Genomic DNA, 26427 nt, shown 5'->3' with positions numbered 1-26427 from the left:
CTACCTTTTTTTATTAACCAGGCCCTCATCCAATTGATCGGCATAATCTAGCAATAATTCTGCTATATTTTTTTCAATATCTTTTTCATAGAAAGATCCAGGTTCATGCCATATGCTGGCCTCAGCTAAAATAGATTCCTTCGGTTTATCCAAAACTTTGATCAATTGCTCTTTATCCGATGTTGAAATAGGGAGTGTTTGTATGGTTTGTAAAACACGTTTTTTTTCTGGAGAGTCAGGTGGTTGCATTTTTACGGACGGAGGAGGGGCCTTATTAAAAAATAATGAAGAATGATGATGACTGTATACCTTGAATGGTAAGGGTAATTTTTCCGTGAGCATGACATCAGCAAAGAAATTTAAGGTTTCTGCTATATGTTTATTTAAACTTTGCCCGTATAAGCTGTCTGTTGACCATAAAAGCGCTTCCTTTTTTATCATTTCTGGAGTTTCATTCAGGATTAAAATTAATTCTTGTTTGTCCACATCGCTGATGGGTAAATTAAAAAAAGTATTGATAGTTTGTTGTTTTGCTCGAACCTGCGCGAAAGTTTTTAATGTATCCGCTATTTGATAGCCTAAATCCTTATTATAAAATGTCGTGTTTCGCCATGACGTAGCCTCTTTTTTGATTTCTTCTACAGGTTGTTCCAATAAAACGATTAATTCTTGCTTGTCTTCATCACTGATAGGAAAGCTGAGTAAGTCCTGAAGGGTTTGCTCTTCAAAACGAACATAGGCATATTCTGTCAAGATTTGTACTACTTCCTGGCAAATGTGTGGTTCATAAAGATCGCATTTTAACCATGCAAATGATTCTTCATAGATGGTTTCAAAGGGTTGATCCAGTAAAGAAGCTAAATCTTCTTTATCTAAATTGCTAATAGAAGGATTTAACAGTGCATTTAAAGCCGATTGCCTCATACCTCTTACCTCAGAAGTTGGAGGGGGCTCAAAGTCCATCGACTCTGGGTAAGCGAGGTCATAATCCTCCGCAAAATAATCTTCAGAAATACCTGTTTTTAGAATGTTTTGAATGCCTGATGGGACTAAATAGTCCGGGAGAATTTGCTGTAGCGTATATAAAGTTCCAGAAGGAAGCTTTCTAAAATAAGCTTCATCATTTTCCTCAAGTGCTTTTTTGCAGAGAGCAATCACGAAACCTTCGTCAAGTCCCATGGAAAGATCCATATCAAATTGTTCTAGCGATCTGCAATCAACAAATTGTGTAAATTTATCTTTTATCCAAAGATTGTTACTACCATTTAGTGCGCCATATAAAAAAGTTTGGGATAAGAGTTTTTGTTGTTCAAAAGGGTCTAAATTTTGCAAAATTGAAACGAGGAGTCGTTCTTCTGCCTGAAATATTAATTTGAATATTTTATGGTTTTTTTCTTCAAAGACATTCAAAACAGTGGATGGATCAAATTTTTGGTTTTCTAAAAGTGAACTGAGTAATCCGGTTTTCTCCGTATAGATAAGATAATTGAAAAAATTCAATTGATATTTTAGTAAAAAAATATTTTCGTGTTGTCCATTCAAATTAGAGGATAGCGCCTGGGATGCGGATGCAAAAAATTGATAAAGGGTGTTCTCTTCAATAAATTCTAATAAACCATCATAAGCGTTGTATTCATGTTGAATTGTTGCGGTGATTTGTTGCCACTGATTCAAAAGAGTTGCTTGATGATTCTGCGTGATTTCAACCATTCTTTGTAACCTGTCTTGATTGATGCCATTCTCTGAAACAAGATGGACACAAGCCTCGAGATAATCATAAAGAGGTTGGTGGTCGCTGAAATTTTGAATAAACCTCAAAAATTGGGTGTCAAAAAAATATCTTTTATTATCCACCACATCAAAAAAAGGCAAGGCCAGCGAAGACATGACTTGGCCAATGGATGTATCCCCTGCGGCACATGTTGTATTGGCTATTGCGAATAAAGCATTGATTTCCTCATTCGTACAATCCTTCATTTGCAACACATCTATTTGACGTTGTCCCTCACCTATCTTAATTATCGAATCATTGCCATCAGTGTTATGAAAAACAATTTGGCCAATGCCAGCTTCGGACAAGCTGGTTAAATCCATGTCTTTTAACGCAGCAGGAGTTATTTGATTCGAGGTAATTAAAATATTTTTCTGCTCCGAAATATGACTTATCCAGGTTAAATAGGCTTGTTTGGTTAATTGGGTATGCAGATAACCTGTAGCAATAAAGCTGTTTTGACTTATCGCCTCAGATACTGTTTTATTGATTAAAGGGTTTTTAATATATTTGTTGACGATGTCACTTCTGGATGTTTTTTGTTTTTCTAAATCATCACACAGTTGATGAATTGTTGCATTTAATTTTATCCCTGATTCTTTTTTATTCTTATCAAGGCCCATGTAAATTAAACCTTGGGAATAGGGTTTTGTTTGATATTCATAAACACCGGGTCTAATTTCAAAGAAGGACAACCAGTCCTGTGGGCTAAAAATACCTTGAGCGCTCAAAAAAGAATTTTTATCTTTAATTTGTAAAGGGGCTGAGATTTGCACCCGATAATCGGAATGTTCCAGGATACCTCGTTCTTGGAACTGTTTTAAAGTTTCTTTTCCTGTATCGGTTAATACCAGAGTTCCGTCTTTTTCATCAATCCGATAAGAGATCACATAATAATTTTTTGACTGTTCTATTTCTAAAATGGATGCAGCTTTTTCCATGTCCGATTCGAGCACAAATGCTACTCGAGTAATTTGAGTATCCGGCATAGTTTCCAGATGGTCGGCGAAATCTTTTAAATGAACCAAATCACCAATGCCATCAGGAAGCACATGAGTACACAATACGAACTGAATTGGCCTATTGGGATTTGTACTTGGAAGTTCAGATTTCTTTCTCCGCAATGCATCCATACTTTCTAGAAAATGATGTGTTTCTTTACCACTATTCATAAATTGAATATTCTCACTTGTGGGGATATTAAGTAATTGAATAATATTTGGTCAGTTATGAAAGTGTAGCATAAATAAATAAAGATTCTGCTGGAGGAGTAAATATTCACGAAGTTGCATCAATTTGAATTATATATTTGGCTTCGATGGATAAGAAAATGTATTGAGTTCTTGATAACCACCACTTTGCTGGCGTACAACGACTAGTTTGGGGGTTGCAGAAGCTTTAACCAACCCCTTGACTCCGGTCATACTAGCCGTACTGTAGAAAAATAGCGAGAACATCTCATCAATTAATTATCATCAGCCATTTAGATGACGGATCAATTTTTTGATTATTGTTTGGGTTTCCAGCGGTATAATGTTTGCTCATTAAGGTACTCGTAACCTCATCAAATTTATTATGGATGATGTGCTTTTTGAGACAAGCACTTACGGTATTCGTAGAACTTTCAGAACAAAACGCTTGCATAAAGTCATAATAGGGATTGAGTTGACTCTTATCCGCGGTTGCCCCAATAAAATGGTAAGTGATATAGTCTTTGAGTTGCCAAGGCGCATCTGCAGTTTGTCTTGTCAGCGATAAAGTTTTAAAGGAAGAGGCATTACCGTGATCGGAACCAATCGATGCTGAATAAATCACAGGAATTACATTGCCAGTCTTTTCAATTTTTATACCGTGAATTTCATCAAAATGGGTGTGTGCCGCCACCATACCTATGATAGTTTCTGGATAAGCCTTGATGATTTTTTTCAAAGAATCATTATAAGTGGTTTCCCAACTTTGAGGAGGAACATGCATGGCTAACAGCACGCTCTCATGATTGGCTTTACTTTGTTTCAGCTCGTTTTCTAACCAGTCAAGTTCTCCCGTGGCGCCTTCTCGTGAAGGGGAAAATCCGGGTCTTGAGACAAAGACCACACTATTTAGCGAGATTAATTTGAGATGGTCGCCTAAATATCCACTGTAATAACCATAATTGGTATTCTCATTATCGATACACGCAGTTCCATTAAAAGGACATTTAAGCCCGGTTGAAAGAAATCCATCATCATTTCCCGTGATTGATTTGAATAAATCCGATGCAGATTCACCATTATAGGTAAATGGACCATAGTCCCTTTCTAAAGAATCATTATTACCGAAAATATAGAAAAAAGAGTTGGGATTCATCTTTTCATAAAGTTGTTCGAATACCAAATTTATATTATCTCGAGTTGTTTTACGGCTGTATGCATTATGTGCGGGTAAATCACCGAGTAATAAAATTGCCTGCTGCGTTTCTTGTTGGGCATCGATCTGCGCACCAATTTTACTGATTAAGGTTTTAAAACTTTGGGGATCTAATTCTTCTGAAATATCTGGGAGTGGATTAATGCGGGTTGCTTGGCGTTTGGTAACATCCACGTGGGGATCTGAAATTAAAAATACATTCAATTGATTTAAATTATTCTCTTGGGCTGCCATGGAAGGGTAGCTGGCAAAACAAAAAGTGAGGGTAGTTAAAATGACAATTAATTTTTTAAACATAATATTACTCCGTTTGTTTCTATGTTTGAAAGAAATCCGCTGTCTGTCGGGCACTGAATTTTCTTTGACACACACAAAAGGATATCAGGAGAGTCTTTGACAAAAATGAAGCAGCATACGTAAATTGTGTATTCGTATTATTTAACAGGGGAAGGCTTTAACGAAGCCCGAATTAACCATAAACTCCTATTTCAATGACGCTTGCCCAGCTTGCCTAAATCAAGTACATTAAAATGGATTGAAATTATCCGATTGTCAATGAACCATTCATAAAATAATTTTCAATAGGTAAGGAATCCTTTTGGGGAGTAGCACGTGTAGGTAAATCAATCAATCCATCTCATTTTGGAGGAAATAAGGATAATGGAAAGCGTGTTCATTTGTTTGGTTCTTCTTTTTTTAATGGTGATCTCTGGAGTGATTACACGCTTTATTCCTCACCTTCCTACCCCATTAATACAAATTACTATAGGAACTGTGATCGCGACATTATTCCCAACATTTGATGTAGGGTTTAACCCTGAATTATTCATGCTACTTTTTATTCCACCCTTATTATTTAATGACAGTTGGCATTTTCCGAAGCGTGAATTTTTACTCTATACCCGACCCATAATTATGTTGTCGATAGGGTTGGTTTTTTTTACTGTTGCGGGAATAGGTTATTTAGTTCATTGGTTAATTCCTCTTATCCCTTTGCCAGCTGCTTTTGCATTAGCTGCGGCTCTTTCTCCTACTGATGCTGTATCCCTGCGATCAATGACCGCTGGCCATCGAATCCCGGAGCGCATCATGCATATTTTGCAAGGAGAAGCACTTCTCAATGACGCCTCAGGTTTGGTTTCCTATAAGCTCGCTGTAGCGGCAATGGTAACGGGTTTTTTTTCATTTAAATCCGCAACATGGAGTTTATTAATCATCAGCTTGGGCGGAATTACGGTAGGTGTCTTTCTGACCTATGTTTTTATGTCACTTTTGGGCAAGATAACAATACACAGTGCACAAGAAACAACGACTGAAAATTTATTATTACTGCTTTTGCCTTTTACAGTATATCTTGCAGCAGAAAAATTGGGTTTTTCTGGAGTTTTGGCTACTGTTGCTGCAGGTTTTACTGTAGATAGAGCAGGCTTTTTAGATAGAACAATGGCAAAAATGCGTATTGAAGGTCATTTTTTCTGGGGCGTCCTCGATTTTACTTTAAATGGAATTATCTTTATTCTCCTCGGGTTGTATCTGCCACATTCTATTAAATTTTTGGCGACTACAGGCTACAGTTTGACGCAATACGCCGGTATTGTTTTTTTAATTACTTTCACTTTAATTTTTCTTCGCACTTTATGGATTTATTTAACTTTACCTTTTGAAGCATTGATATCGCGCCGTAATCGAAGTACCTGGCGTTTTCCCAATATAAAAATAATCAGTGTTTTTTCACTTGGAGGGGTGCGTGGGGCCATTGCATTAGCTGCCATTTTATCCTTACCTCATCTGATCGATGGCGCGCCTTTTCCCTCACGTAAGCTGTTAATCATTTTAGTCATTGGTGTGGTTCTTTGTTCCTTAATCATGAGCAGCTTGCTTTTACCCCTAATGACTCCTGGTTTGAAAAAATTGATCCATAAACACAGTCAAGATGAAGAAAATGAAGCGGTTCTTGCATTAACAAAAGCTGCTGTGGAGGCGATAAAAACAAAATCATCGATTTTATGTAATGAAGTCAACGAACGGGAAAAGGAAGTGTGCCTGGATGTAGCGAATAAAATAATCGAATCATTTAACCAGTTTATTGTGTCAAACCATGGATCGGAAAGCGAAAAAATTGAAAGCTTATTAGCCTTAACATTCGAAAGACAGTTGCGGTATGCCGCTTTAGAAGGGGCACATCAAGAACTACGTTTATTAAGGAAAGAGAGAAAGATAAACAATACGACCATGATGAAAATCATTTCCACACTGGATTTACGACAAATTACTTTATATACAGAACACCAGGCTGTATCTAATTCATTGGATAAGAAAGTCTCCGCGACAACAAATCCCAAACCTTCACCATCGATAAGTTAGGTCATGGATACCGCCTGCACAATTCAGGCCGAGATGCCGTTTCAGGAAATCGGGCTTTGGCCCTGGAGCAATTTGGACTCCTTCCTGTAAAATAATAAATATGGAACATAAATCCAACAACAATTTTTTGTAGCTTCTGCTAAACTGATGGATATATAAAATAAAAATAAATGTTGTCTGTATTAGCGTCCAATCAAATTTTTTGTTTGTCCGTTAAGCCAGTATTCCCTAATAGGAGTAGATTTAACTATGGCTAAACAAATTAAAACTAAAATCAAAAATGGCCTTAACAACATCGTCACTGTAGATCAAAGCCTTCACTCTGACCATCATCCGCAACTTTTTGGTAAAACTTTAATCTGGAACATAGATAAAGATAATCTTCATCCAGATGATTTAGAGATGAAAGCTTATGCTATAGCTCAAAAAATGAACAAAGGCGATGTTACAAGTGGTATGTTGCAGGAAGTACCCAATGGTTCTCAAGATAAATTGATCGCTTATATTGAAAAATATTTAGACCCCAAACGAAAATTGGAAACGAGGTACAACCAAAATGGCACCCACCCATTTGGTAACCTCACCTTCAGCACTACCGCTCCTTCAGCGGATCAAGGATTGGAAAATGAAGTGGGAGCCTTGCAAAAAAAATATGAAGATTCAGGAAAAACAAAAGGCCAGGTGTTAATCACCTTAGTGGGTGATGAAAGCGGAAAAAAACGTCTTTTAGTGAATGTGCATGCTGAAACGCCTCAGAAACCTGGCGAACCACCTCCAAGAACACCTCGTGTTGACCTTAATGCAGTCCTGAAAGATATAGAGCAATTCAGAAAGGCTCATCAAGACATCGATGTGGTTATGGGCGGAGACATGAATAATGGACCTGTTGGTTTACCTAGAGAAACCAACAAGGCAGTAAGTCAAACTCAATTGAGATACCAACACAGTGAAGACAACTCTGCTTTTAAAAAAGACGGGACGGCTATTGCTGTAGATGCTGTTTTTTCATCCGATCACAATACTGAATTAAAAATGCAACCGGATATGAATGAAAGTAGTAAATCATTTTTAGACGCATTTACAAAAAGCAAAAAAGAAAAAGAAGAATTGGCCCAGAAAGAAAAAATGAAACCCGTAGTTGATTTACAACAACAGCTTGAAAGCAGTCCGTTCAATGTCTCTGGTGTTCAAGCAGGCAGTTACCGGCAAAAAATCAGCCAAGACGTACAGCAGGATTTTTCTGTGAAATTAACTTTTCAAGATGCACGTCAAGCACGGCAATTTACCAATTTTGTTTCTCTTAGAGATAAGAAAAATTTATTTCAAAATGAGAATGAAATATATTTAACCCAAGAAGCCCTTGCCAAGATTTCAAAAGTGGATATGAAACAGCCCACTGGAGCGTCTACCGAGGAAGTCCAAAAACATCAAGAGGAAAAACCAACCCAGCCAAAAGCAGAAGACTTGCAACAAAAATGCGTCCATAAAATAAAAGAATCAAAAGGCGTGCAGATCTCTGCCGCACCTTCAGTTGAATATAAAAACAGTACAATTCGTCAAGACACTCGGGGAGAAGTCGATTATTCCATGCAAATAACTTTCGCCAGTAAGGAGGAAGCTCGGGCTTTCAGTGATGCCATGGGTTATAGAAATAAAACGCTCTTGTTTCAAGATGGAAATAAAGTATACATTGCAAAAGATGCAGAGGCAGATTTCCTCAAAAAAATGAGCAAACAAGATAATACCCATGATTATAAAACCAAGTTAGAACAAATGAAATCTACATCCCTCCCATTAACAACGCCTCAGTCTGTAAAAGTAGACGATTTGCAGATGACAGCACCCAAACTCACTTAAGTTGTTTATCATCCGCATGCAAGCGTAGCTTGGAAACTGCGCTTGCACAAAAAATAAAATCTAGATTAGAGGTGTCTGTCCAATTTCATTCCCTGATAGGAGTTCAGAAACTCATGCACCCATATTGGGTGACTCTTGTCTTACTGATCAGATCTTTTTCAAAGGCGAAATGTTCTCTCCATTTTTTAGAAAGAGATTATTGACCGCCAAAGCAAGCATTGAGCGTGACGGCCTCATGAGGGGGTAACCAATGTCCATAAGATTCACCATGCCAAAGACGGGCTTCCTCAAGTTTGGCTTGCACAATTTCCGGTGTGAGCCCCATACGGGTTTTCCAATCATCGCATCGTTTTCTAATTTGCCTGCGGATTTGTCCCCTCATAAACGTATATCGGCAGGGATTATAGGCTTCATTTAAGTGGTTTGAAATAAAAGGTTTTAAGAGATTGTCGGGAGTGACATGTTTGGAAAATTTCCATGTATTTCCATTCAAAACCAAGATAGGAAGCAGGGTACGAGTGCCTATTTTTACAGGATGGGCAAGATTCGTATAGAATTTCCATCCTGCGTAATTTGCGGCTAAATCTCCATTGGAATAAACTCCATTAGCAAGTACCCCCAAATAAGTGAGCTCAAGAAATTTTCCATATAAAACCAACAGAGAATGAGCTTGTTCTGCAGATTTTCCGTGAGCCAAGAGATACTTATTTATTCTATAGTAGGTATGGCCCATCATAAAAAAATGATTTAATTTATCGGTACCAAAATGATAGCCATACATATTAACGGTAGGCGCAAGTCCGATGAGAAATAAAGGTGACTGGGAAAAAACAAGCCAATAAACTGTTTTCCAAGGTAATTCTTTGTAGAAAATTGATTGAGAAGTTTTGGGTAAACGACGGAACCACCGAGGGAAGCCTGGGCCAGAATGTTCATATACTAAATTTGCAAGATAGACATCATCTTTACGTGCAGCTAATTGTTTCGCCGCATATCGACTATGCTGCGCCTTGGGCAGAAGCATTCTGATCTCGGCATTGGTTCGCGACACTACTTTTTGTAACACATCATAAAGACGGTTGCTCGCAAGGGGTCCGACATCCAGCATTTCAGTTGGTGGGAGCGTGAATTGATCCGTTTCTTCTGCCTGAATTTGTTGTATTGCAAATATGCTAAAAAACACAATGAGAAAGAAAGTCCTCTTTAAAGCCATAATCCTTTTCCAAATCCCTTATCGATAGGACATTAGAATAAAAAACCATCCTGCTGTCTAGAAGTATTGATTCAAAATGTTCACTATTTAATAATTTTAAGATCAGCTGCAAAGAAATAAATTAAACTGGCTTTGCCGTTGTGGTATAGAAATCAAGAAAAGCATTAATCTTGGGAAGTTCTAAACCATAAGGCTGATAAAATGTATAAATTTCATAATGCCTGAATTCTAATTCAGGAAGGACCTGGATAAGTGTTTGGTTCTGAATCGCTTGTTCCACTAAACGATCACCAGTTAAAAAGAGTCCGATTCCCCGCATACATGCATCATTGAGTGCATGAAAGTCATCCATAAAGAGTATGGGTTTTTGACAGGGCAGGGTATTCCCATTTGCAAGGGGTAGTTCTGTTCCAGGTTTTCTTAAACTGTGTGAGATAAATGGAAACAGCATCAGATCCTCCGGCCGAGAAGGCATTCCATATTTTTTAATTAAACTTGGAGCAGCACAAAGAATATTTTTAATGGGTTTCATTCTTCGATACTTCAATTGATCGGTAAAGGGGGGAATCTCAGGAAAACCCACCATAATATCGATGTCTTTGCGCGCCAAGTCATTATCCTGCTCTGAGAATAAAAATTCACACTCAATCAAGGGGTATTGATCAATAAATTCCGGCAACTTATCGAGTATGAGGTCTCTGGCAAGAATGGATGAAACTAAAATAGTGAGTTGTCCTTGAGGTTGTGTCTGTCTTGATTCTATGAATTGTTCTACAAATTGAAACTGTTGCAATAAACTATGACATTTTTCGCGAAACGTCAGACCAAATAATGTGAGCTGAACGTGGCGTGTATTTCGGATAAAAAGCTTTTCTCCGATCTGCTGTTCCAAATTTTTAATGTGCTTACTTACAGCTGTGGGCGTAATATGCAATGCCTCTGCAGCACGATTGTAATTTAAATATTCTGCCACTTGAATAAAGCAATTTAATTGAGCCAGATTGAGCATTATATTAATAGTTTATAAGTTCATATTTCATTATAAACTAATAGTTCATAATCCTGATCCAAATGTGGATTAATTTTTAGGTAAATTCTTTTTACAATAAATAAAAATGAGACATAAGGATTTTTTTATGAATTATCAATATCATCATGTCGGCATCCCTGTAACAGAACCCCGGGCAGGCGAGCGTTACAGCTCGGTAATGGATATGTATACTTCTGGTGGGGAATTACCCGGGCGAATCCAATACCACCGGTTTGGTCCTCGATGTCCGTTGCATCCGTTAATACAAACCAAACCACATATTGCTTATAAAGTGGGATGTATTGATGAGGCAATAAAAGGCAAACATGTACTGCTCGAGCCTTATTTCCCCTTAAAAAATTTTCGGGTCGCCATGATAGAAGAACATGGGGCAATCATAGAATTCATTGAGACAAGTTTATCTGAAGAAGAAATCTGGGATGACTCAAAGCATCGGGATTCTTTTTTGTATCCTGGAAATAAATCTAGCAAACCTTAGTTTGTTTTCAATCGAGCAGCGACTCACTTATGGCAGGAAGTACATAGCAGGCAAGCCCTTCACACATATAAACGATGGATTAAAGGCTGGATGGATTCCCGCCTGCGCGTGAATGACATTATTTTGTGGACGGGAGAATAATCGCTACCGCAGATATGTGTTCAGGGCGGAACACGTGCATGACACAATTGAATCTTGTTATTCCCGCGCAGGGAATCCATCTCATAAATGAAGCATGACTTTCGGATAGATGAGATCTCACTTGGTGTATGGAATTTAAAATTTACTCTAAATACCAAATGAATTAATATGCGCCAATTTGATTCATGGCGAGAAGGTTTATGTTTGAGAAATTATTTGAAAGCTCCGTTGGCTTGGGTATCCGTTATTATTCAAACCAAGCGTATCAGACTACGATAAGTCTTCTGCATCAAATCGAGCGTTTTGGAATTGGTTATACCAGAGAATTCATAAACGATCCCAAGGCCATGATCCAAACGTTAACCTCGCAAGCACGAAGTAGCGACACAGGATGTAGTGTCATTAGCTTGGGGTATCTAGGTGGAAACTACGCCGTGATCACACCGCAGTCACAGAATCAGCTTTTAGAGTTAGTCACAGAGTTTGATAAAGAGCCATCGAGTCGAAAAGGACATGCTTCATTTAAATTCTTTTCGGGAAATAGTTTTTTTATTATTTCAGATATGGGACATACACAAATGGCGTCCAGAAAAAATCTCTCTCGGTTTTTGGCGCCCACCCGGCTTGCTTATCCTATGATTCAAGAAATTGAACGCGCTGTCCCCGCTGATGAAGACATTCAAATACGGCATACTGTCTGTGGTATCGTACGTGCCGTCATGTTAGAAAATATGTTAGGCATCACTCAATTACCTGAAAATACTTATGACATTATGGAGGCTTATCGCAATGATGTAAAAAGATGGGCTGCTTTTCCATTTCCAGAGTTGTTAAATTTTATGCCCAGCTTAAGAAAAAAAAGGGATATCTATCAGGCTTTTTCAAAAAGTATTTTAGAGCAAGAATTTAATCACGTGGTCAAAGTGCTCCATACTCACGACAATCCAGCGAATGCAAATTTAATTGCTGCATCCATAGTAACTTTGTATAAAGACCAACATCCCGAACTCAAAGAGGGTGAGCTAGGCCCAGCTTTAAAAAATTTATCCACGCTCGAGATCAGGCAATATTTTGAAAATCCAGTGGTCCAATCGTTGCCTATGATCTTAAAAGCTGCAGATAATTTAACCGATGCAATTGTTCTTTGTCTGGAGCAAATAGCGGAAGATCCATCAAAATTTACCTTGCTTCGTAAAGAAATTGAGACAATTCTGTTAAATCAAGATTTGGATCTGATCGCGCTTAAATCCTTACCTGTTTTGGATGCTGTTTACCGGGAATCTATCCGTTTTGATTCCCCAGTCATTGTGCCCCGGTTCACTAAAAAAGGGTACCAGTCGGACTCAATAACGATTCCACCGGATACGATGGTTCTTTTTGATTTAGGTGCCTTGGCAAAGGGAAAAAAATATTGGACTAATCCTGATGAATTTGATTACAGACGATTCTTACAAACCGAGGAAGAGCAAAGCGAAGAGTTGAATACAAATTCTAAAAGTGGACAGCAAAGGCCAGGTCAATTCCCTTTGATACCCTTTTTTGTTGGTTTAAGAAATTGTCCCGCATTTGCAGTAACTGAAGTTTTATTTAAAGTAGCTATTGCAAAATTTGTTGCAGACTATGATCTTCAATTTGTAAAAAGAGAAGAAAATGACACCATCTTACATGTCCAGCTTTTGGAATTATTAGAACAATCAACTTACTCATACTAGAAGCTCAATTGTTTTGATTTATTCTGTGAGCACAAAGATTGAAAATAGTCGCTCATCTATTTGGGACAAATGAGATGCAAGATACTGAGTCGCTTTAATGACTTCTTCATCAATTAGTTTGACTGGACTGAAAAAACCAAAAGATAAAGTATTTTATGATGTAGATGAACCAATTAACAAACAATGTTAATTGGTTTAAGGAAAATTAATTCTATGCATAGAGAGTATGGCGGATTTCTTCAAAGCGAGCAGCATCTTGCTCCTGGACTTTTTCAGCGGCTTCTTGCTCTTTTTGCTCTTGTTCCAGCTGTGCATTGACTTTCAACAGTTCAATCATATTTTGTTTTCTCAGTTCTTCTAAAATGCCAGCGAGTAAGATGTCTGTAGTGTTTTCCAGTCTTATTTCATGGACAGGGGGCCTATCTTTTGTCTTGGCAGCCTTTTGTATTTTTGAAGAAGTGATTGCTTGTTTGGGATTAAAAAAGAGTTGCGCTCCTTTTTGGGAATAGGATTCTTGTTTTTCAATTGTTCCATTTTTTTGTTGATTGTTTATGGCTTTTTTACCCATGTTGATCTCCTTTTCCGTATGAGTCTATTCCAGATTAATACAAATATTGCATTTAATGCAAATGTTTTTTTCAATATAATAAAAAATTGCTTCCAAGATATTTATAATATTCAATAAGTGCATCAATGATTCTTATATTCCAATTAATTGCTATTTGGGTCTTTAATCGTTCAGCCACCATGAATGATAATCTTGATTATTTAAAATGGGTCCAGATGATTGATTCCCTTGATGCTTATGGTAGAAAATTCACCAAGTACCCACAGATAACAAAAGAAATGAGATCTATACTGTATATATATCAAGTTCGGGGTCTTTAAGAAAAAACTATAGGGTATTAAAATCCGTAGCGAGGTAATAATGTATGGACTCCAGTTCAAAGATGTTAAGTACGCTTAAAAAAGACATCGCAAAAAAAAGAAGCCATATTGCAACAGATACTTTAGATGTAGCAGATGATGCTCCTTATACCCATAGAGTGGTTGAAAAGAGGATAACCATAACTGATGATCAACTGAAACAGGAATTTAAGTGGGGGAAAGGGGCTTATATTTTAGGAGGATCTGCTTCCGTCAAGTTAAAAAAAACGGATGTAACACGAGCGGTATGTAATACGGACATCAGCCAACGAGCCATGGGCAATTGCTTTATGCTTGCTGCATTAGGCAGCATTTTGAAACAGAATCCCTCATTCATCCATGAAATATTAAAAATTAACGAAGATGGCAAAGTAGAAATTAAATTGCACCATATGATTCGGGACGAAGAAGAACATACAATCACCGATGAGATAACCACCTATGTTTTGGATGCGACAAAATTAGCGACCATCATGACCGATGCTCATTCACATCCTGCGATCTTCCTGTTAGAAAAAGCTTTTGCCATACATCGAATGCTTACCAATACTGTATCTGAAGAGGAAGTGAAGAAATTAGATGGAAAATCAAGAATCGTTTCTTTAGAAATAGAATCGCCTCCTGATCAAATAAAAAAGAAAGATTTTAAAGTGCCTGCATTATCCTATAGGTCCTCTTTAAAAGCCGGTAAAGCCGCTATGGTATATGGTGCATTGTTAGGAGATGCTGGTGAAACGAGAGGTCTTTTAGAGATTAATTACAGGACTCAATTATCGACATTAATTGAAAATTTTGCGAGAGGAATACTCGTTTCAATTTCTCATATAAAAGACGATGAAATTACGCCTGAAGAACGCATACAACCCATTAAAAAGTTTGCTGCCAATGTTTTAGGAATTCCCAATGATCCACAGGGCTTGCAAAGACAGACTGAGGACAAAATCAATTTATTCAATCAAATGGTAGAACGACTTACTGATATTTTATCAAAAATGCCGCCTGGACAAGCTCAAGAGATCAAAAAGCTTGCTGGAGCATTTGCCCAATTGGCTAAACCCAAAGTGGAAGATATGCACCTGCTCATAGATGCAATCTTCTCAGGCAATCAAAATAAAGACATCGCTTTAAAAGTTAAAGAGTATGTACTTAATGAAATTTATCATCATCAACGAGGTACCGGGATTTATACTAAAAAACAGGATGAAGTATTCAAGTTTCTTCATGATAGTCTGCAGCATCCTGAAGTGGTCGCCAGTGTGTCTACCCCGGAACAAGTTGGAACCTCGCAAAAAAAAGGGACTCATGGCGTTGGAGAAGAAACCTCGAAAGGTTTGGTTGGAGGACATTATTATGAAGTACTCGACTGCTATGAACGACAAGATGACAATGGAAAAACACTTAAATTTGTTTTAGTAAGAAATCCCTGGAGTGATACAGCACGAGAATATGAATGGAAAGAGAAAGAGGTGGGGGGCAAAACCATTTCAGTATTAAGTGCACACAAAAAAGATCATCTGAAACATCCCGAGAAAACCAGTCCCAGATCGCATCCTTTGAAAGAAGGTTCCTCTGCGCGAGGTTATGAAGAAGAAACTTTTCAAAAAGATTTCAGAGGCCAGGGATATACTGAAATTGAATTATCCGACTTTACCAAACGTTTTAATGATATAACGATTGCGATTATCCCGCGCGTAGATAGTGCCCCGGAATTAACCACCACATCTGAAAAAGAAAAACCGCTTGGTTTACCAACATAGTTCACATTTCTTTCTTAACCATTGAGGTGTGAGAAACTGTTCAAGTAGTTGCACTTTGGGTGGGAAAAGAAAAAAAAGTTTTACTGGTGCAGAGAAAAAAACGATCTTTTTAAATTTTATTTTTAATTCGAATGAAAATAATGTGTAAATTTCGTACTAAACCTGAATAGGGCTATATTTTGCTCCATATAATAGAGGCTATTTAATCTCAGAGAATTTGAACCATGCAAGAGTCCATTGAATTATCTAAAAAAGAAGATTTGCCCTCATTTCAAATCAGCACTGATCCCTCTATCTTGCAAAGCCAATTTCATTCTGCGCCCAAAACAGAATCGGGTGCAATTGATTTAACCAAAGCCCATCGTATTGCAGAAGGAGGGACTCATGTCTTGTATCGTTTTCCCGATGCGCCTTATGTGATTAAAGTCATGAAACAAAATCCTGACGCGGAAGAACTCGAGATTTTAGAGAAAAAATATGCGGTTTTATATGAATGTTTTGATAGGCATGGGAAACAAAGATGTATCCGGGAACAACATTTTAATCTCCCAGTGCTTCTTCCAGGTAAGGAGATTCAAATTTCAGCAGTGTCACTCGTACCTTATGAACCATGCTTTAAAGCGAAAGTTAAATTTGATTTTAAAATGGAGCCTGCGGAACTTGATCCTTACCTAATCGAACACCATGGGACGTTGTTCGCTCAAATGAACCAAACTTTAATTCATAAAGAATCTGCACCTGATTTTCATTTAAAAGATTATGAGAAAATTGACCCGCGTATCGGTGCCATTTTACAACGTCTTGAAACAGATCCCAGTCTAAGAGACGTCATGGTTGAGTTTCTGAACCATTATCGGGACTTTTATCAAAGGACAGACATCATCATGGATGCCATGGGATTTGAAAACATTCTCTTTTACAAAGATGAACAGGATACCTGGCAATTTAAAGTAGGTAGTGTCATCAAACACGACACTGGAAAACACACCCAGGAATTATTCGATGCAATACATCATGGTCATGAAGTTGATTTCAAGGATTTTGTGACTTTCACCCATGCTTATTTTTCGCCAGCAAACATTAGGTCGGTGAACGTATGTGCTTTAAAACTCGGTCTGGAGCCGGTAATCCATAATGTATCTATCGATTCCAAAGATTTAGTGAAAGTAGCGCAAGCGTTATCCATCCCCCAACGAATGCTTGCCTATGCGCGCCATGGCGATTTTGAAAAAATAGAGCACCTGTTGCAGGAACATAAAAATGAGCTGTCCTTCAATCTTGAAGATTTTTGGGCTTGGGAATTAATCGCCGATGAATACATCAAGCAGGGCGTGTCGCCAAAAGCGCTCGAGAAATATTTAAACACGGCCAGTGAGTTACCTCTGGTTTTGCCCACAAAATTAGAGGATGCACAACGGGTGCAGGATGCAAGAATTGCGATGATGTATCGCAAACAAGTTCATGATGCAAAACATGCATTCCATGCAAAACTCACCGATCTATTTAAAGATACCTTTGTCTCTTCGAATCAAGACAATGCGCCAATGCAAACAGTAACCCAAAATTATAAAAAAGAACTGCAAGCCACCAAATCTGGGGTAAATTCAGAAGATACAAGACTGTACACCATGGAGCTATAAAAATATTTAAGGCGACTTCCTCTGGGTTGCCTTAGTTTTTTTTACAATATCCAATATAATGCTCACTCAAAAATTAACGCGTGGGAGCAGTTATGGGGCAAGAAAGTGGAACATCTGCTCAATCGAAGCCGTCCGATACAAAATTAAATAAAAAACAAAAATTGAATATTGATGTGGCCAGTGGATTGATTGCAGGTGTTGCCAATTCCGGGTTATTTAACCCTTGGGATCGCGCTTTATATTTATCCGTGAAATATAATCGCCCCTTTCTGTCATGGGAGAATTTTACTGCGCCTTATCAAGGTTTCTCTCAAGCATTAGTGCAACGGGCATTCTTAGGGAGTATTTATTTCATTGCGCAAGGTGAATTAAACACTTACATGCTTCCCTATCTACATCAGAACTTGGGTTTGAACCCAACAGCAGCTCATTTTTATGTTGGTATGGCTGCAGGCAGTATTGGCGGCGCCATGACGAATAGTATTTCTGCTGTGAAATACCATACATGGGGAAAAGAAAAAGCCTCTTTTCGATCCAGTGTTTATGACATGTGGACTCATGGCGGCTACAAACCATTTATCAAGGGAACCACCGCAACCATGACCCGTGATATGGTGTTTGGCAGTACTTATGAAATGTTACGCCATTTGATGAAAAATCAGGTTAAAAAAGAAGGGAATCAAAATCCTGAACCCTATATGCCCTCATGGGAATTCTTTTATAATGCATGTGCTGCAGGCATTGCTACCATTGCATCAAGTCCTTTTAATTATGTTCGTAACATGCAGTACGCAACTTCACCCAGGCAAAAAGCACCTTTCATGTTGGCGTCATTAAAACAACTCATGAATGAAGCAAACAAACGGCCATTGTCTTTTTTGAGTCAGTTAAGTTTCTTTCAACAAAGGCTTAGAATCGGCTGGGGAACAACACGTGTTGCTGTGGGTATGGCTGCCGGTCAAAAGTTATTTGATGTTACCCAAGAGCAATTGAAACATGTATCGGCACATGCTCACGAGAACCGCTTAAAAAAATAACCCATCAGAGTTCTTACTATAAAAGGAGTAATAAAGATGAATCGATACACAGGCAGTTGTTTGTGTGGTGCATGCCATTATGTGATTACCGGAAAAAAACCACAAGCCATGTACTTGTGCCATTGCAGCCGATGTAGAAAAGAGACCGGTTCAAACCATGGAGCAACTGTTTTCTTTGATGACGCCCAATTAATCTGGGAAAAGGGACAAGAAAACATCACTTATTTTAGATTGGAGCATACAAGAAAAGAACGTACTTTTTGTACCACCTGCGGTAGTCCGGTTCCAAGGCAAGACGAGAGAGGTTATGTCGTATTACCTGCAGGCACATTGGATAAAGAATGCGATCTGGAACCGACTGCCCATATTTTCATTGCAAGCCGTGCATCCTGGGAAGACAAACTCATCCATTTGCCGCGTTTTGAAGCGTTACCTACGTGAGTGAATACACGAGGCAGATAAAAAATATTTTTAAAGCAAACAGTATTATTTGCGACCATATGGTTTTATAATGCCCACACTGTTTTCTCTTTTATTGTGCTTATGCCAGAACCCATTACCGTACATAAAGACAGTGAATTTTTTATCTCCATTGCTAAAAAAGGGGTACACAGTTTTATCATGGTGGGTGTCATGATAAATGGCCATCCGGAAATTTTAGCGAGAGTCGGTAAGGGGAATCTCATTGACAAACAATTTGGGGTTAGGTGTACGAACCGTTTTACGATTTTTGGAAAAAATATTTTTCATCATAGCGATGCCTCTTTATTAGATGAGTTTGATTTCGATAAAAATCGTATGATTGGGCTCAGTTATCAATCCTACTCTATTACTTTGAAACAATATAAAGAGTTTATCGCCATCACCCGGGATATTCATCACAACCAGCTAGCCCATTATCAGGATAGGAATGATCCCGTTGGCGAGGATAAATATTTGACTTATCCTGAACTGGGAGTCCGTAAATTAAGACAGGGCATCAGTTGCTATATCCCGGAGGATGAAGAGGGAGGGCAAGTCACGTTTACTTATAAAAATATTCATTCTTTCAATGAAATAAGCACCCTGAGATCAGAACAAGAGCGGCAGCAGATTATTGCCCGATCCAAAGAAATCAATGCATCAAATACCTGCCGGACTACTGCATATGATCTACTTCAATATCCATTGCCCTATGCCCCAAAAGTTCCCTCGCTCTTTCTGATGGAACTCGATTACAAGACCACTTTAAGTTGTAGCAAATTAAATCCAGGTACTTTCTATATTCTTCCGCCGCCTCCAAATTGTTTTCAGCTCAATCCAACCCAGATGAAAGTGCTTGAGAAGCTTTATAAAAAACTTGAAGATCTTCCCAAAAAACAAAGTGGTTCTGATGTAACCCGCAAGAAATTTGAGGCTTTGAAACAATTGTATAAAGAATTAGCCGGTGAACCACAATTGTCGCTAACCAATCTCCTGGAGAAAATAACGCTACATCGAAAAGCAAACCATGATTTATTTAATGAAAAGAGAGATCAGTGTCTTTTCAGCAAATTTGTTGAAGCGGTTGGATTTAAAATAAATTCAGGGACGCAACGGACCTATGATCAGATGGAAAAGGATCTAAAAGAAGAAATCCACCATCAGACTGATGCATGTACCCAACAAAATATGGAAACTGTTGCTGCTCCAATGTCGATTTAATAGGGGGGCGCGGGGTGGCTTTTTAAGCCCAACTGCCCGGTAATCAATCCATCAGGTACGATGCTCCTATTTTACTCCCCCAATTTACTACCACGAAGGGCTTACTTTATTCCAGTCAACTATTTCATTTTGGATAATAAATAAATTTATATTGAGAACTTTTTTTGCAAATGAAATAAAATTGCATTATAATTTCATATGAAATACATCAGCAGAGCATATCATGAAAGCCTCTTTAAAACATGAAAAGGAAATTGTATTAACCAAAGCTATTTTAAATTTAGCGCGGTTTTACGATTTAAAAGGCAAAGATTTATGTCAAATTTTAGGGATTAGTGAATCTACGATAACCCGCTTAAATCAAGGGAAATCTTTTTTATCGCCTACAACAAAAGAAGGGGAGTTCGCATTACTTTTATTAAGAGTATATCGGGGGCTCAATGCACTTCTCGGAAATAATCATGAAAAAGCCAAACTATGGCTAAACAGCACGAACAAATATTTTAATAAAAAACCCATAGAGCACTTAAAAAGTATTACGGGTATTGTCGAAGTAGTCCATTACATTGATGCCATGCGTGGTAAGTTATGAACCTTTGGAAATTATGTCAGGGATGTCAATTTATTAAGCCCCTCGCTGCTGAGCCGTGGCGGGTGGTGGAAGCACAACATGTTTTGAGCGCACGGGATTTAGTGGATTCAAGAGAAGAGCATGAATTACTTGAAGAATTAATTGAGAGCTCAAAACCCAAAATAGAAAAAACAAAAAACTATTTAATCTTTACTCCTTTTCGATATCCGCCCTTAGCTTATGGTTCTCGTTTTGGTAAAACATACGAGCCCTCTCTGTGGTACGGTTCCTTTGATCTGGACACTTCTTTTACCGAAGTGGCTTATTATCGATTGAAATTTTTTTCAGACACGGATGCCGATTTAGGTTATGTGGAGCTGTCCATGACCGCATTTACTGCAGCAATTGAGTGCAAATCGGGTGTCGACTTAACCGAAGATCCATTTAATCAATATACCAAAGAAATTTCCCATAAAGACACCTATGAATACAGTCAAGCATTAGGTTCCAACATGCGTGAGGAGGGCGTGGAATCCTTCGTTTATTTCTCGGCAAGAACCCCGGAAAAGAAAAAAAATATTGCTGCATTTACCCCATCCGTATTTCAGTTAAAGAGAAATCAATATGTCCATAATCAACAAAATTGGAAATGCATCACCAACAAAGATCTGGTGGAGTTTACGAGGATTGGCATCCTGGGAAAAAAAGAGCTTTCTTTTTCAAAAAATTTATTGATGTGATTGAGTGAATAAGAACTCCTGTGTTCCCTGCAAAAATTTGCTTTGGCCTATGAAATAAGGTAAAAAATGCGGGACACCTCCTGCAGAGGTTACTTAAATTAATTTTTAATTAGGTAATAAACGGAGAAAAAAACAATGAAATCAAAAAGCGACATAGAAAAAGAACTAAAAGATGCACAAAAACGTCTTCAGGAACTCGAAACTGAGGTCAAAGACAATAATGATCGTGGGGTAGATCGGTATATGTTTCTGACATCTATTTCGCAATTGCTTGATGGAGCCAGTCGAAAAGTTCAGTCTCTCGAAGCCGAATTAGATAAATTCAAAGAGAAAAATATAAGTCCGGCCATGGGTTCATAACCGACTATCTTACAAGGAAGTAGTTTTTTGACACTAAGGTTTGCAACGGATAGATGCTCCTTAACCCTATGGCTAATCAATGCTTTTTTTCTGCAAACAAATTGGTGGTTTATCACACAACCCCAGACCATTTTAAATTAATATAATTTTAAGTCATGAGAACCTAACTTCCTATTTATAATTAATATGTTATGATTGCCGGCTTAAACCACGAACTACAAAACTAACTCTTTGAATGTCCGATATTAATTATCAATGAATGCCTGAGGTTCATTACCTTATTCTACGAAATACATACCTATAGCTCTAAGAAAGGATACTTGGTTATATGAATACAATTAACAAATTTTTTATTAAATTTATCTTGGCCCTACTGGTTACTTCGAGTTTTGCTGCACCTATGAAAGACGATAATTCGCTTACAGTTACTATTCTTGATATGAACCCAGGATTTGAATTTAATGTGAGTGCATTATATCTTCAGCCAATAGCGAGCAATTTTGGCTGGTCTGTTACTACTACTGTACTTCCTATTCCTTCACCGAACTGGAGTGTTAATGTAATAGAGCCTGATTTTAGCCCAGGTTTTAATATTGGAGCGCGTTATTTTTTTCTAAATCCAGGAACTGATGTTCAATTAAACTGGTCTCACTTGAATACTCGTGATGCAGATGAAGTGATTGTGAATCCTTCTTCACAATGGGTATCACCTTTTTCACAAACAGGTACTCCACCAACACAGACGGGCCAAATTACAGGAATATCGTTGTTAAAAGTGGGAAAAGTACGACTGAAATTTAATTACGATTCAGTTCATTTGGATATGGGAAAATTTATTAATCTAGGGTCCAGCATATTTACCGGCCTAAATGCGCTGTTTCTAAAAGAAGAGATCAACTCAACTTTTCATGGCCTGCCTGATTTACCTATCTTTAATTTCAACAATACCTCGACCTATAATGGTATCGGGCCGCGCTTAGGATTGAATAATAAATACGACCTTTACCATAATGTTCATTTAGTAGGTCAATTAGCTGGTTCCATTCTCTATGGCAAAATGCAACCGGCTCAATATAAATTTACGGGTACATCCATCGAACTAATTTTAGCCGGAATCAATGTAAATTATGAGGGTCTTTCCAACCCAGGAGTGAATCAATTAGTACCTGCTTTAGATGCAAAATTAGGTTTAAGTTACACCTATCTTATTAAGCAAACTTCCCCATTAACTATAGAACTTGGTTATCAGGGCGCGGTGTACTTTGATGCTTTATCAAGTTATGAAACAAATACTAACGTAATCGCTATTGATTCAGGTTCATTATCCACTTCAAGTGCAAAACATACCCATAGTAATTTTTCTGTAGGTGGTCCATATATCACTTTGAACATTAGAGTTTAATGGGAGTTCTTGATACCCAATAAAAATTCTCTTTGATTATCCGATATATCCTTGGAGGCTAAGATACGGTAAACCCTTTTTAAAGCCATTACAGAAATGACCTCTCTATTTAATTTTTGATGCTTTAGCAGGGCAAGTCATGGGAGGATTCTTTGGTTTCGAGCTAATTTCTTGCATTAAGGCATTTCGAAGAATAATGCCATTTGCTTTGGTTGCGCCGGACCAAAAACCAGTAGAACAGGTATTAGTATTACAATCACCGCCAAAAGTAAAAAAAGCTTGGGCTCTCTCTATCGTACACTTACATAAAGCACGTTTTGAATTTTGCGGGTCAACAGTGCACAACATATCTACACAATTTGTCCAAGGTAATCCGTGTGGGCAATTCATTGATCTTTTAGTTGCAAATTGTTTAAATGAAAACGTTGAAATGAGTGACCTCACTTTGTATTTATCTTCAACAGGCTTTCTCTCTGTGCACGATTTATAACCAGCACTTTTACCTTTCTCTACTGAACAATCGCAAATTGCGTAGGTCGAACTTCCGGGTACGGGAATACAGCGAGCAGAAGTACAGAGTGCATAATCCTGATCACATATAATGGGCGTTGCAGGGGTCTCAGCAAAACTATTAGTAAGGAAGAAAAAAACACATATTATTCGAATCACCTTTTTAAGTATCAAGTACATATTTAAATCCTTTTTTTATTTAGCATAGCATAACTCCATACTGTGATTTGATGATCAATAGAGTATCTAATAAATCTATGCAATCAGTTCAATAAAACGGTTATTGCTATAAATTAATTCTAATTGAATAAGAGTTTCGAAACGTTTATAAGATTACACGGAATATCTGAGATGTCTAATAATGGAGCAAGGGTTATTCCAAACCCGCTCCATACAGAGAGTAAATAAGTTAAAAAAACTTATGCCGCTTTTTGACTGTGCGCTATAAGTTTGAGTACCGCTCGTGCTGCTGCCTCAGAAGATGCCGGATTTTGCCCGGTAACAAGAAGCCCGTCCACGAGAACAAAACTCTGCCAATCGGGCGCTTTCTCATATTTTCCACCCAGTCGTTTGAGCTCGTCTTCCACGAGAAAAGGGACTACATCGGTTAATTGCACATTTTCCTCTTCACTGTTTGAAAAACCAGTCACTCTTTTGCCTTTTACAATAGGCTCCCCTTGGTAGGTCACCCGACGAAGCACACCCGGTGCGTGGCATACTAAAGCCACAGGCTTGCCTGAGTCATAGAAGGATTCAATCAGTTGAATAGAATCCTGGTTTTCAGCAAGATCCCATAAAGGCCCATGGCCTCCGACATAGAATATGGAATCGAAATCTTCCGCCTTCATATCGGCAAGCTTTTCGGTTTGTGCTAATTTATTTTGTGCAATCTCATCGTGCTTGAACCGCTCCATGGCATGCGTTTTGTTTTCTGGCAAATCGCTTTTGGGATCAAGGGGAGGCTGGCCACCCTTGGGAGAAGCCAAGGTCAATTCAATCCCTGAGTCACAAAAGACATAATAAGGGGAAGCAAATTCTTCCAGCCAAAAACCCGTTTTTTTACCAGTATTTCCCAATTGGTCATGAGAAGTTAACACCATCAATATTTTCATATCCGTTCTCCTTTCGTATGTAACGAACGTGAACATTGATTCTACTGATCGTGGTTATGTAACATTTATAATTATTTGGCACGTCTCCTAGAAAGCTCATGTTCCGCCAAATTTTTTATTGCTTATCCATTAATTTTAGTTCAAATGGAAGGGATTTACGAATGTGACTACTACCGGATTGCTATAAGGTTTTATTTTTGGCAAAGACCATGAACCATGCGAATCCTCAATGGGTACTTACTTTAAAATTAGACAAATTTTGACATTTAACGATAATTTTAATAGCCTCATGTTTTTTAGGAAACGCTAGGGATCAATATTCTCGCTTTTGCAACAGAGTCGTAAAAATAAATCTATGAAAGAAAGCATCTAAGTCTAATACAAAGTTAAGGTGCGCAAGGGGATGAAACGTAGGGGCTTGCATCTTTTTTTGTTTCATTTACTTTAGTTCGAGTTAATTCAATGACTTTATTAATACATTCATCAACTATCGCTGTGATACAAACCTTGTAGGTTTGAAACTCATTTTCGTTTGTAGGCCAACGCTCAAGTTGTATTAGAGATTTCGCTTCTTGATAATATATATTATTAGGGCCTAAATGTTGATTAATAAGTAAAACTATATCTAAAGGAAGATAAAAGGCTTGTTTTCGGCTTTCATTATTATAATTAAAAAAACTATAAAGAGGGTTAGTTTCTGGTGTTTGGATGAGTCTGGCTAGCTGCGAATTCTGAAGCTCAGCAATCTTGTTGCAAAAAACCTGATCATTAACTTTTGTATAATTAGATAATAATTGTGAATAGTATCGTATGCGAGCATCGTCACTAGAAACTTGTATAACTAACTCAGCATCATTATCAAAATTTTTACTAAAGTAGGCAGCCGTTATCATTCTTTGCAATAAGATATTAAATAAAATAGGTTTAAAAGAATCACTTGACTTAAAGATATGAGCCAGAATATCTGAATTAGAGGTATTTCCATATTTTAGCTCTTGATATAAATTTTCACTATATCTATCTCTACTAAATAAATTCCAGGAACCTTGCTGCCTTTCTGATAAAGCTTTTTGAATTATTTTTTCAAATTCTTGCTTTTTTAAACTATCTACCCATTTATACATCCATCTATTAAAGCGAACCAAGGAATCATTGGAATATAAATAATTATCATCAGAATTTTGTTCAACTTTTTCCTGGTTTTTGGCGTACATCATTTTACCTGAAATAGCAACTAACAAAATGTATTATATCATAATAAAAACAGTATGTTTAATGGAAGTATTCCTAGTGCAACTGTTGGTGCTGTTAATCCCAAACCGGTTAGATTATCTATTTTAGAACTAATACGAATACAGTACATTCAGCAATTCAAGTTTTAGCTTATGGTTCTGTGTACCAAGGTGGATACGTTTTTGCATTTGAAGATACAAATTGTAAGGGCAGCGTGAGGGGTAAAATTGTAAGTATTAACGATCAAGCAAGTGGCCCTTTCCCGGGTGGTGTTCCTTGGAGTTCAAATGGCGCAAGCGCAGCCCGAAATGAGGTGAGTCATGATTTTATTCCTGGCATTGCCCTGAACCCCACATCTTTAGTTAGAGTTCCTTCTTTTAGCGCATTAGCGAACATGTTTGATTATAATAATGGAAGTACTACTTACTTTCACCAGTTTTTCTTAAGATAAAACGTTCCTAA

Annotated in this window: 23 protein-coding genes; 14 read left to right on the top strand and 9 right to left on the bottom strand. The window is 37.7% G+C overall.

Annotation, left to right across the window (positions count from 1 at the left end; genetic code table 11):
- The 3 genes from BU07_RS0101280 to BU07_RS0101275 form a co-directional block, all read right to left on the bottom strand.
- Positions 1 to 2943, bottom strand: coding sequence for a hypothetical protein (locus tag BU07_RS0101280; protein ID WP_115262252.1), 2943 nt, complete (start codon positions 2941 to 2943; stop codon positions 1 to 3).
- Between the two features lie 129 nt (positions 2944 to 3072).
- Positions 3073 to 3195 carry a hypothetical protein gene (locus BU07_RS17780; RefSeq protein ID WP_278030596.1) on the bottom strand — a complete coding sequence of 41 codons (123 nt, stop codon included), beginning with the start codon at positions 3193 to 3195 and terminating at the stop codon, positions 3073 to 3075.
- 37 nt (positions 3196 to 3232) lie between these two features.
- The gene (locus BU07_RS0101275) at positions 3233 to 4474 is read right to left on the bottom strand and encodes a metallophosphoesterase (protein ID WP_031562874.1); all 1242 of its coding nucleotides are present in this window, start codon (positions 4472 to 4474) and stop codon (positions 3233 to 3235) included.
- Positions 4475 to 4837: 363 nt separating this feature from the next.
- Here BU07_RS0101275 and BU07_RS0101270 point away from each other — a divergent pair, with 363 nt between their 5' ends.
- Positions 4838 to 6541, top strand: coding sequence for a Na+/H+ antiporter (locus BU07_RS0101270; RefSeq protein WP_051635438.1), 1704 nt, complete (start codon positions 4838 to 4840; stop codon positions 6539 to 6541).
- Between the two features lie 249 nt (positions 6542 to 6790).
- Positions 6791 to 8398 (top strand): hypothetical protein, encoded by a 1608-nt coding sequence (locus tag BU07_RS0101265; protein WP_031562868.1) that lies wholly within the window; start codon positions 6791 to 6793, stop codon positions 8396 to 8398.
- 196 nt (positions 8399 to 8594) lie between these two features.
- On the opposite strand, the gene BU07_RS0101260 is transcribed toward BU07_RS0101265, so the two are convergent.
- Together BU07_RS0101260 and BU07_RS0101255 are read right to left on the bottom strand one after the other, a co-directional pair.
- A complete protein-coding gene (locus BU07_RS0101260; RefSeq protein WP_031562866.1) occupies positions 8595 to 9611 on the bottom strand; it encodes a hypothetical protein in 1017 nt (338 codons plus the stop codon).
- Between the two features lie 121 nt (positions 9612 to 9732).
- Entirely contained in the window at positions 9733 to 10620 is an 888-nt protein-coding gene (locus BU07_RS0101255; protein WP_031562863.1) for a LysR family transcriptional regulator, read from the bottom strand.
- A gap of 127 nt (positions 10621 to 10747) precedes the next feature.
- On the opposite strand from BU07_RS0101255, the gene BU07_RS0101250 reads away from it, so the two are divergent.
- Together BU07_RS0101250 and BU07_RS0101245 are read left to right on the top strand one after the other, a co-directional pair.
- Positions 10748 to 11140 (top strand): hypothetical protein, encoded by a 393-nt coding sequence (locus BU07_RS0101250; RefSeq protein WP_031562861.1) that lies wholly within the window; start codon positions 10748 to 10750, stop codon positions 11138 to 11140.
- 341 nt (positions 11141 to 11481) lie between these two features.
- Positions 11482 to 12993 carry a cytochrome P450 gene (locus BU07_RS0101245; RefSeq protein WP_051635437.1) on the top strand — a complete coding sequence of 504 codons (1512 nt, stop codon included), beginning with the start codon at positions 11482 to 11484 and terminating at the stop codon, positions 12991 to 12993.
- Between the two features lie 211 nt (positions 12994 to 13204).
- On the opposite strand, the gene BU07_RS0101240 is transcribed toward BU07_RS0101245, so the two are convergent.
- A complete protein-coding gene (locus BU07_RS0101240; protein ID WP_031562857.1) occupies positions 13205 to 13561 on the bottom strand; it encodes a hypothetical protein in 357 nt (118 codons plus the stop codon).
- A 364-nt stretch (positions 13562 to 13925) separates the two neighbouring features.
- Here BU07_RS0101240 and BU07_RS0101230 point away from each other — a divergent pair, with 364 nt between their 5' ends.
- The 9 genes from BU07_RS0101230 (at position 13926) to BU07_RS0101190 (ending at position 23110) form a co-directional block, all read left to right on the top strand.
- Complete coding sequence (locus tag BU07_RS0101230; protein WP_031562853.1) at positions 13926 to 15677, top strand: C2 family cysteine protease; 1752 nt, start codon at positions 13926 to 13928, stop codon at positions 15675 to 15677.
- Positions 15678 to 15901: 224 nt separating this feature from the next.
- The gene (locus tag BU07_RS0101225) at positions 15902 to 17317 is read left to right on the top strand and encodes a hypothetical protein (protein ID WP_051635436.1); all 1416 of its coding nucleotides are present in this window, start codon (positions 15902 to 15904) and stop codon (positions 17315 to 17317) included.
- A 92-nt stretch (positions 17318 to 17409) separates the two neighbouring features.
- Positions 17410 to 18354, top strand: coding sequence for an MC/SLC25 family protein (locus BU07_RS0101220; RefSeq protein WP_031562849.1), 945 nt, complete (start codon positions 17410 to 17412; stop codon positions 18352 to 18354).
- Between the two features lie 36 nt (positions 18355 to 18390).
- A complete protein-coding gene (locus tag BU07_RS0101215) occupies positions 18391 to 18795 on the top strand; it encodes a GFA family protein (protein WP_031562847.1) in 405 nt (134 codons plus the stop codon).
- A 102-nt stretch (positions 18796 to 18897) separates the two neighbouring features.
- The gene (locus BU07_RS0101210; protein ID WP_051635435.1) at positions 18898 to 20037 is read left to right on the top strand and encodes a hypothetical protein; all 1140 of its coding nucleotides are present in this window, start codon (positions 18898 to 18900) and stop codon (positions 20035 to 20037) included.
- Positions 20038 to 20260: 223 nt separating this feature from the next.
- Positions 20261 to 20629, top strand: a complete 369-nt coding sequence (locus BU07_RS0101205) for an antitoxin Xre/MbcA/ParS toxin-binding domain-containing protein (RefSeq protein ID WP_031562842.1) — start codon at positions 20261 to 20263, stop codon at positions 20627 to 20629.
- Entirely contained in the window at positions 20626 to 21348 is a 723-nt protein-coding gene (locus tag BU07_RS0101200; RefSeq protein ID WP_031562841.1) for an RES family NAD+ phosphorylase, read from the top strand. Before BU07_RS0101205 ends, BU07_RS0101200 begins: the two co-directional genes overlap by 4 nt.
- A gap of 135 nt (positions 21349 to 21483) precedes the next feature.
- The gene (locus BU07_RS0101195) at positions 21484 to 21708 is read left to right on the top strand and encodes a hypothetical protein (RefSeq protein WP_031562839.1); all 225 of its coding nucleotides are present in this window, start codon (positions 21484 to 21486) and stop codon (positions 21706 to 21708) included.
- Between the two features lie 328 nt (positions 21709 to 22036).
- Entirely contained in the window at positions 22037 to 23110 is a 1074-nt protein-coding gene (locus BU07_RS0101190; RefSeq protein ID WP_031562837.1) for an Lpg1974 family pore-forming outer membrane protein, read from the top strand.
- 105 nt (positions 23111 to 23215) lie between these two features.
- Here the strand turns inward: BU07_RS0101190 and BU07_RS0101185 are convergent, their stop codons facing one another.
- From BU07_RS0101185 to BU07_RS0101175, 3 genes are all read right to left on the bottom strand, one after another.
- On the bottom strand, positions 23216 to 23800 hold the full coding sequence (locus tag BU07_RS0101185) for a hypothetical protein (RefSeq protein WP_031562835.1): 585 nt from the start codon (positions 23798 to 23800) through the stop codon (positions 23216 to 23218).
- A gap of 239 nt (positions 23801 to 24039) precedes the next feature.
- Entirely contained in the window at positions 24040 to 24732 is a 693-nt protein-coding gene (locus BU07_RS0101180) for a type 1 glutamine amidotransferase domain-containing protein (protein WP_031562833.1), read from the bottom strand.
- A gap of 386 nt (positions 24733 to 25118) precedes the next feature.
- Positions 25119 to 25973 carry a hypothetical protein gene (locus BU07_RS0101175; protein ID WP_133134450.1) on the bottom strand — a complete coding sequence of 285 codons (855 nt, stop codon included), beginning with the start codon at positions 25971 to 25973 and terminating at the stop codon, positions 25119 to 25121.
- Positions 25974 to 26179: 206 nt separating this feature from the next.
- Here BU07_RS0101175 and BU07_RS0101170 point away from each other — a divergent pair, with 206 nt between their 5' ends.
- Positions 26180 to 26416 carry a hypothetical protein gene (locus BU07_RS0101170; RefSeq protein ID WP_133134449.1) on the top strand — a complete coding sequence of 79 codons (237 nt, stop codon included), beginning with the start codon at positions 26180 to 26182 and terminating at the stop codon, positions 26414 to 26416.
- Positions 26417 to 26427: the final 11 nt, after the last annotated feature.

Origin of the sequence: Legionella wadsworthii DSM 21896 = ATCC 33877, assembly GCF_000701265.1 — a bacterium.
In the GTDB taxonomy this organism is placed as follows: domain Bacteria; phylum Pseudomonadota; class Gammaproteobacteria; order Legionellales; family Legionellaceae; genus Legionella; species Legionella wadsworthii.
The sequence above is the reverse complement of the archived record's forward strand: the minus strand, read 5'-3'. Positions and strand labels throughout refer to the sequence as shown.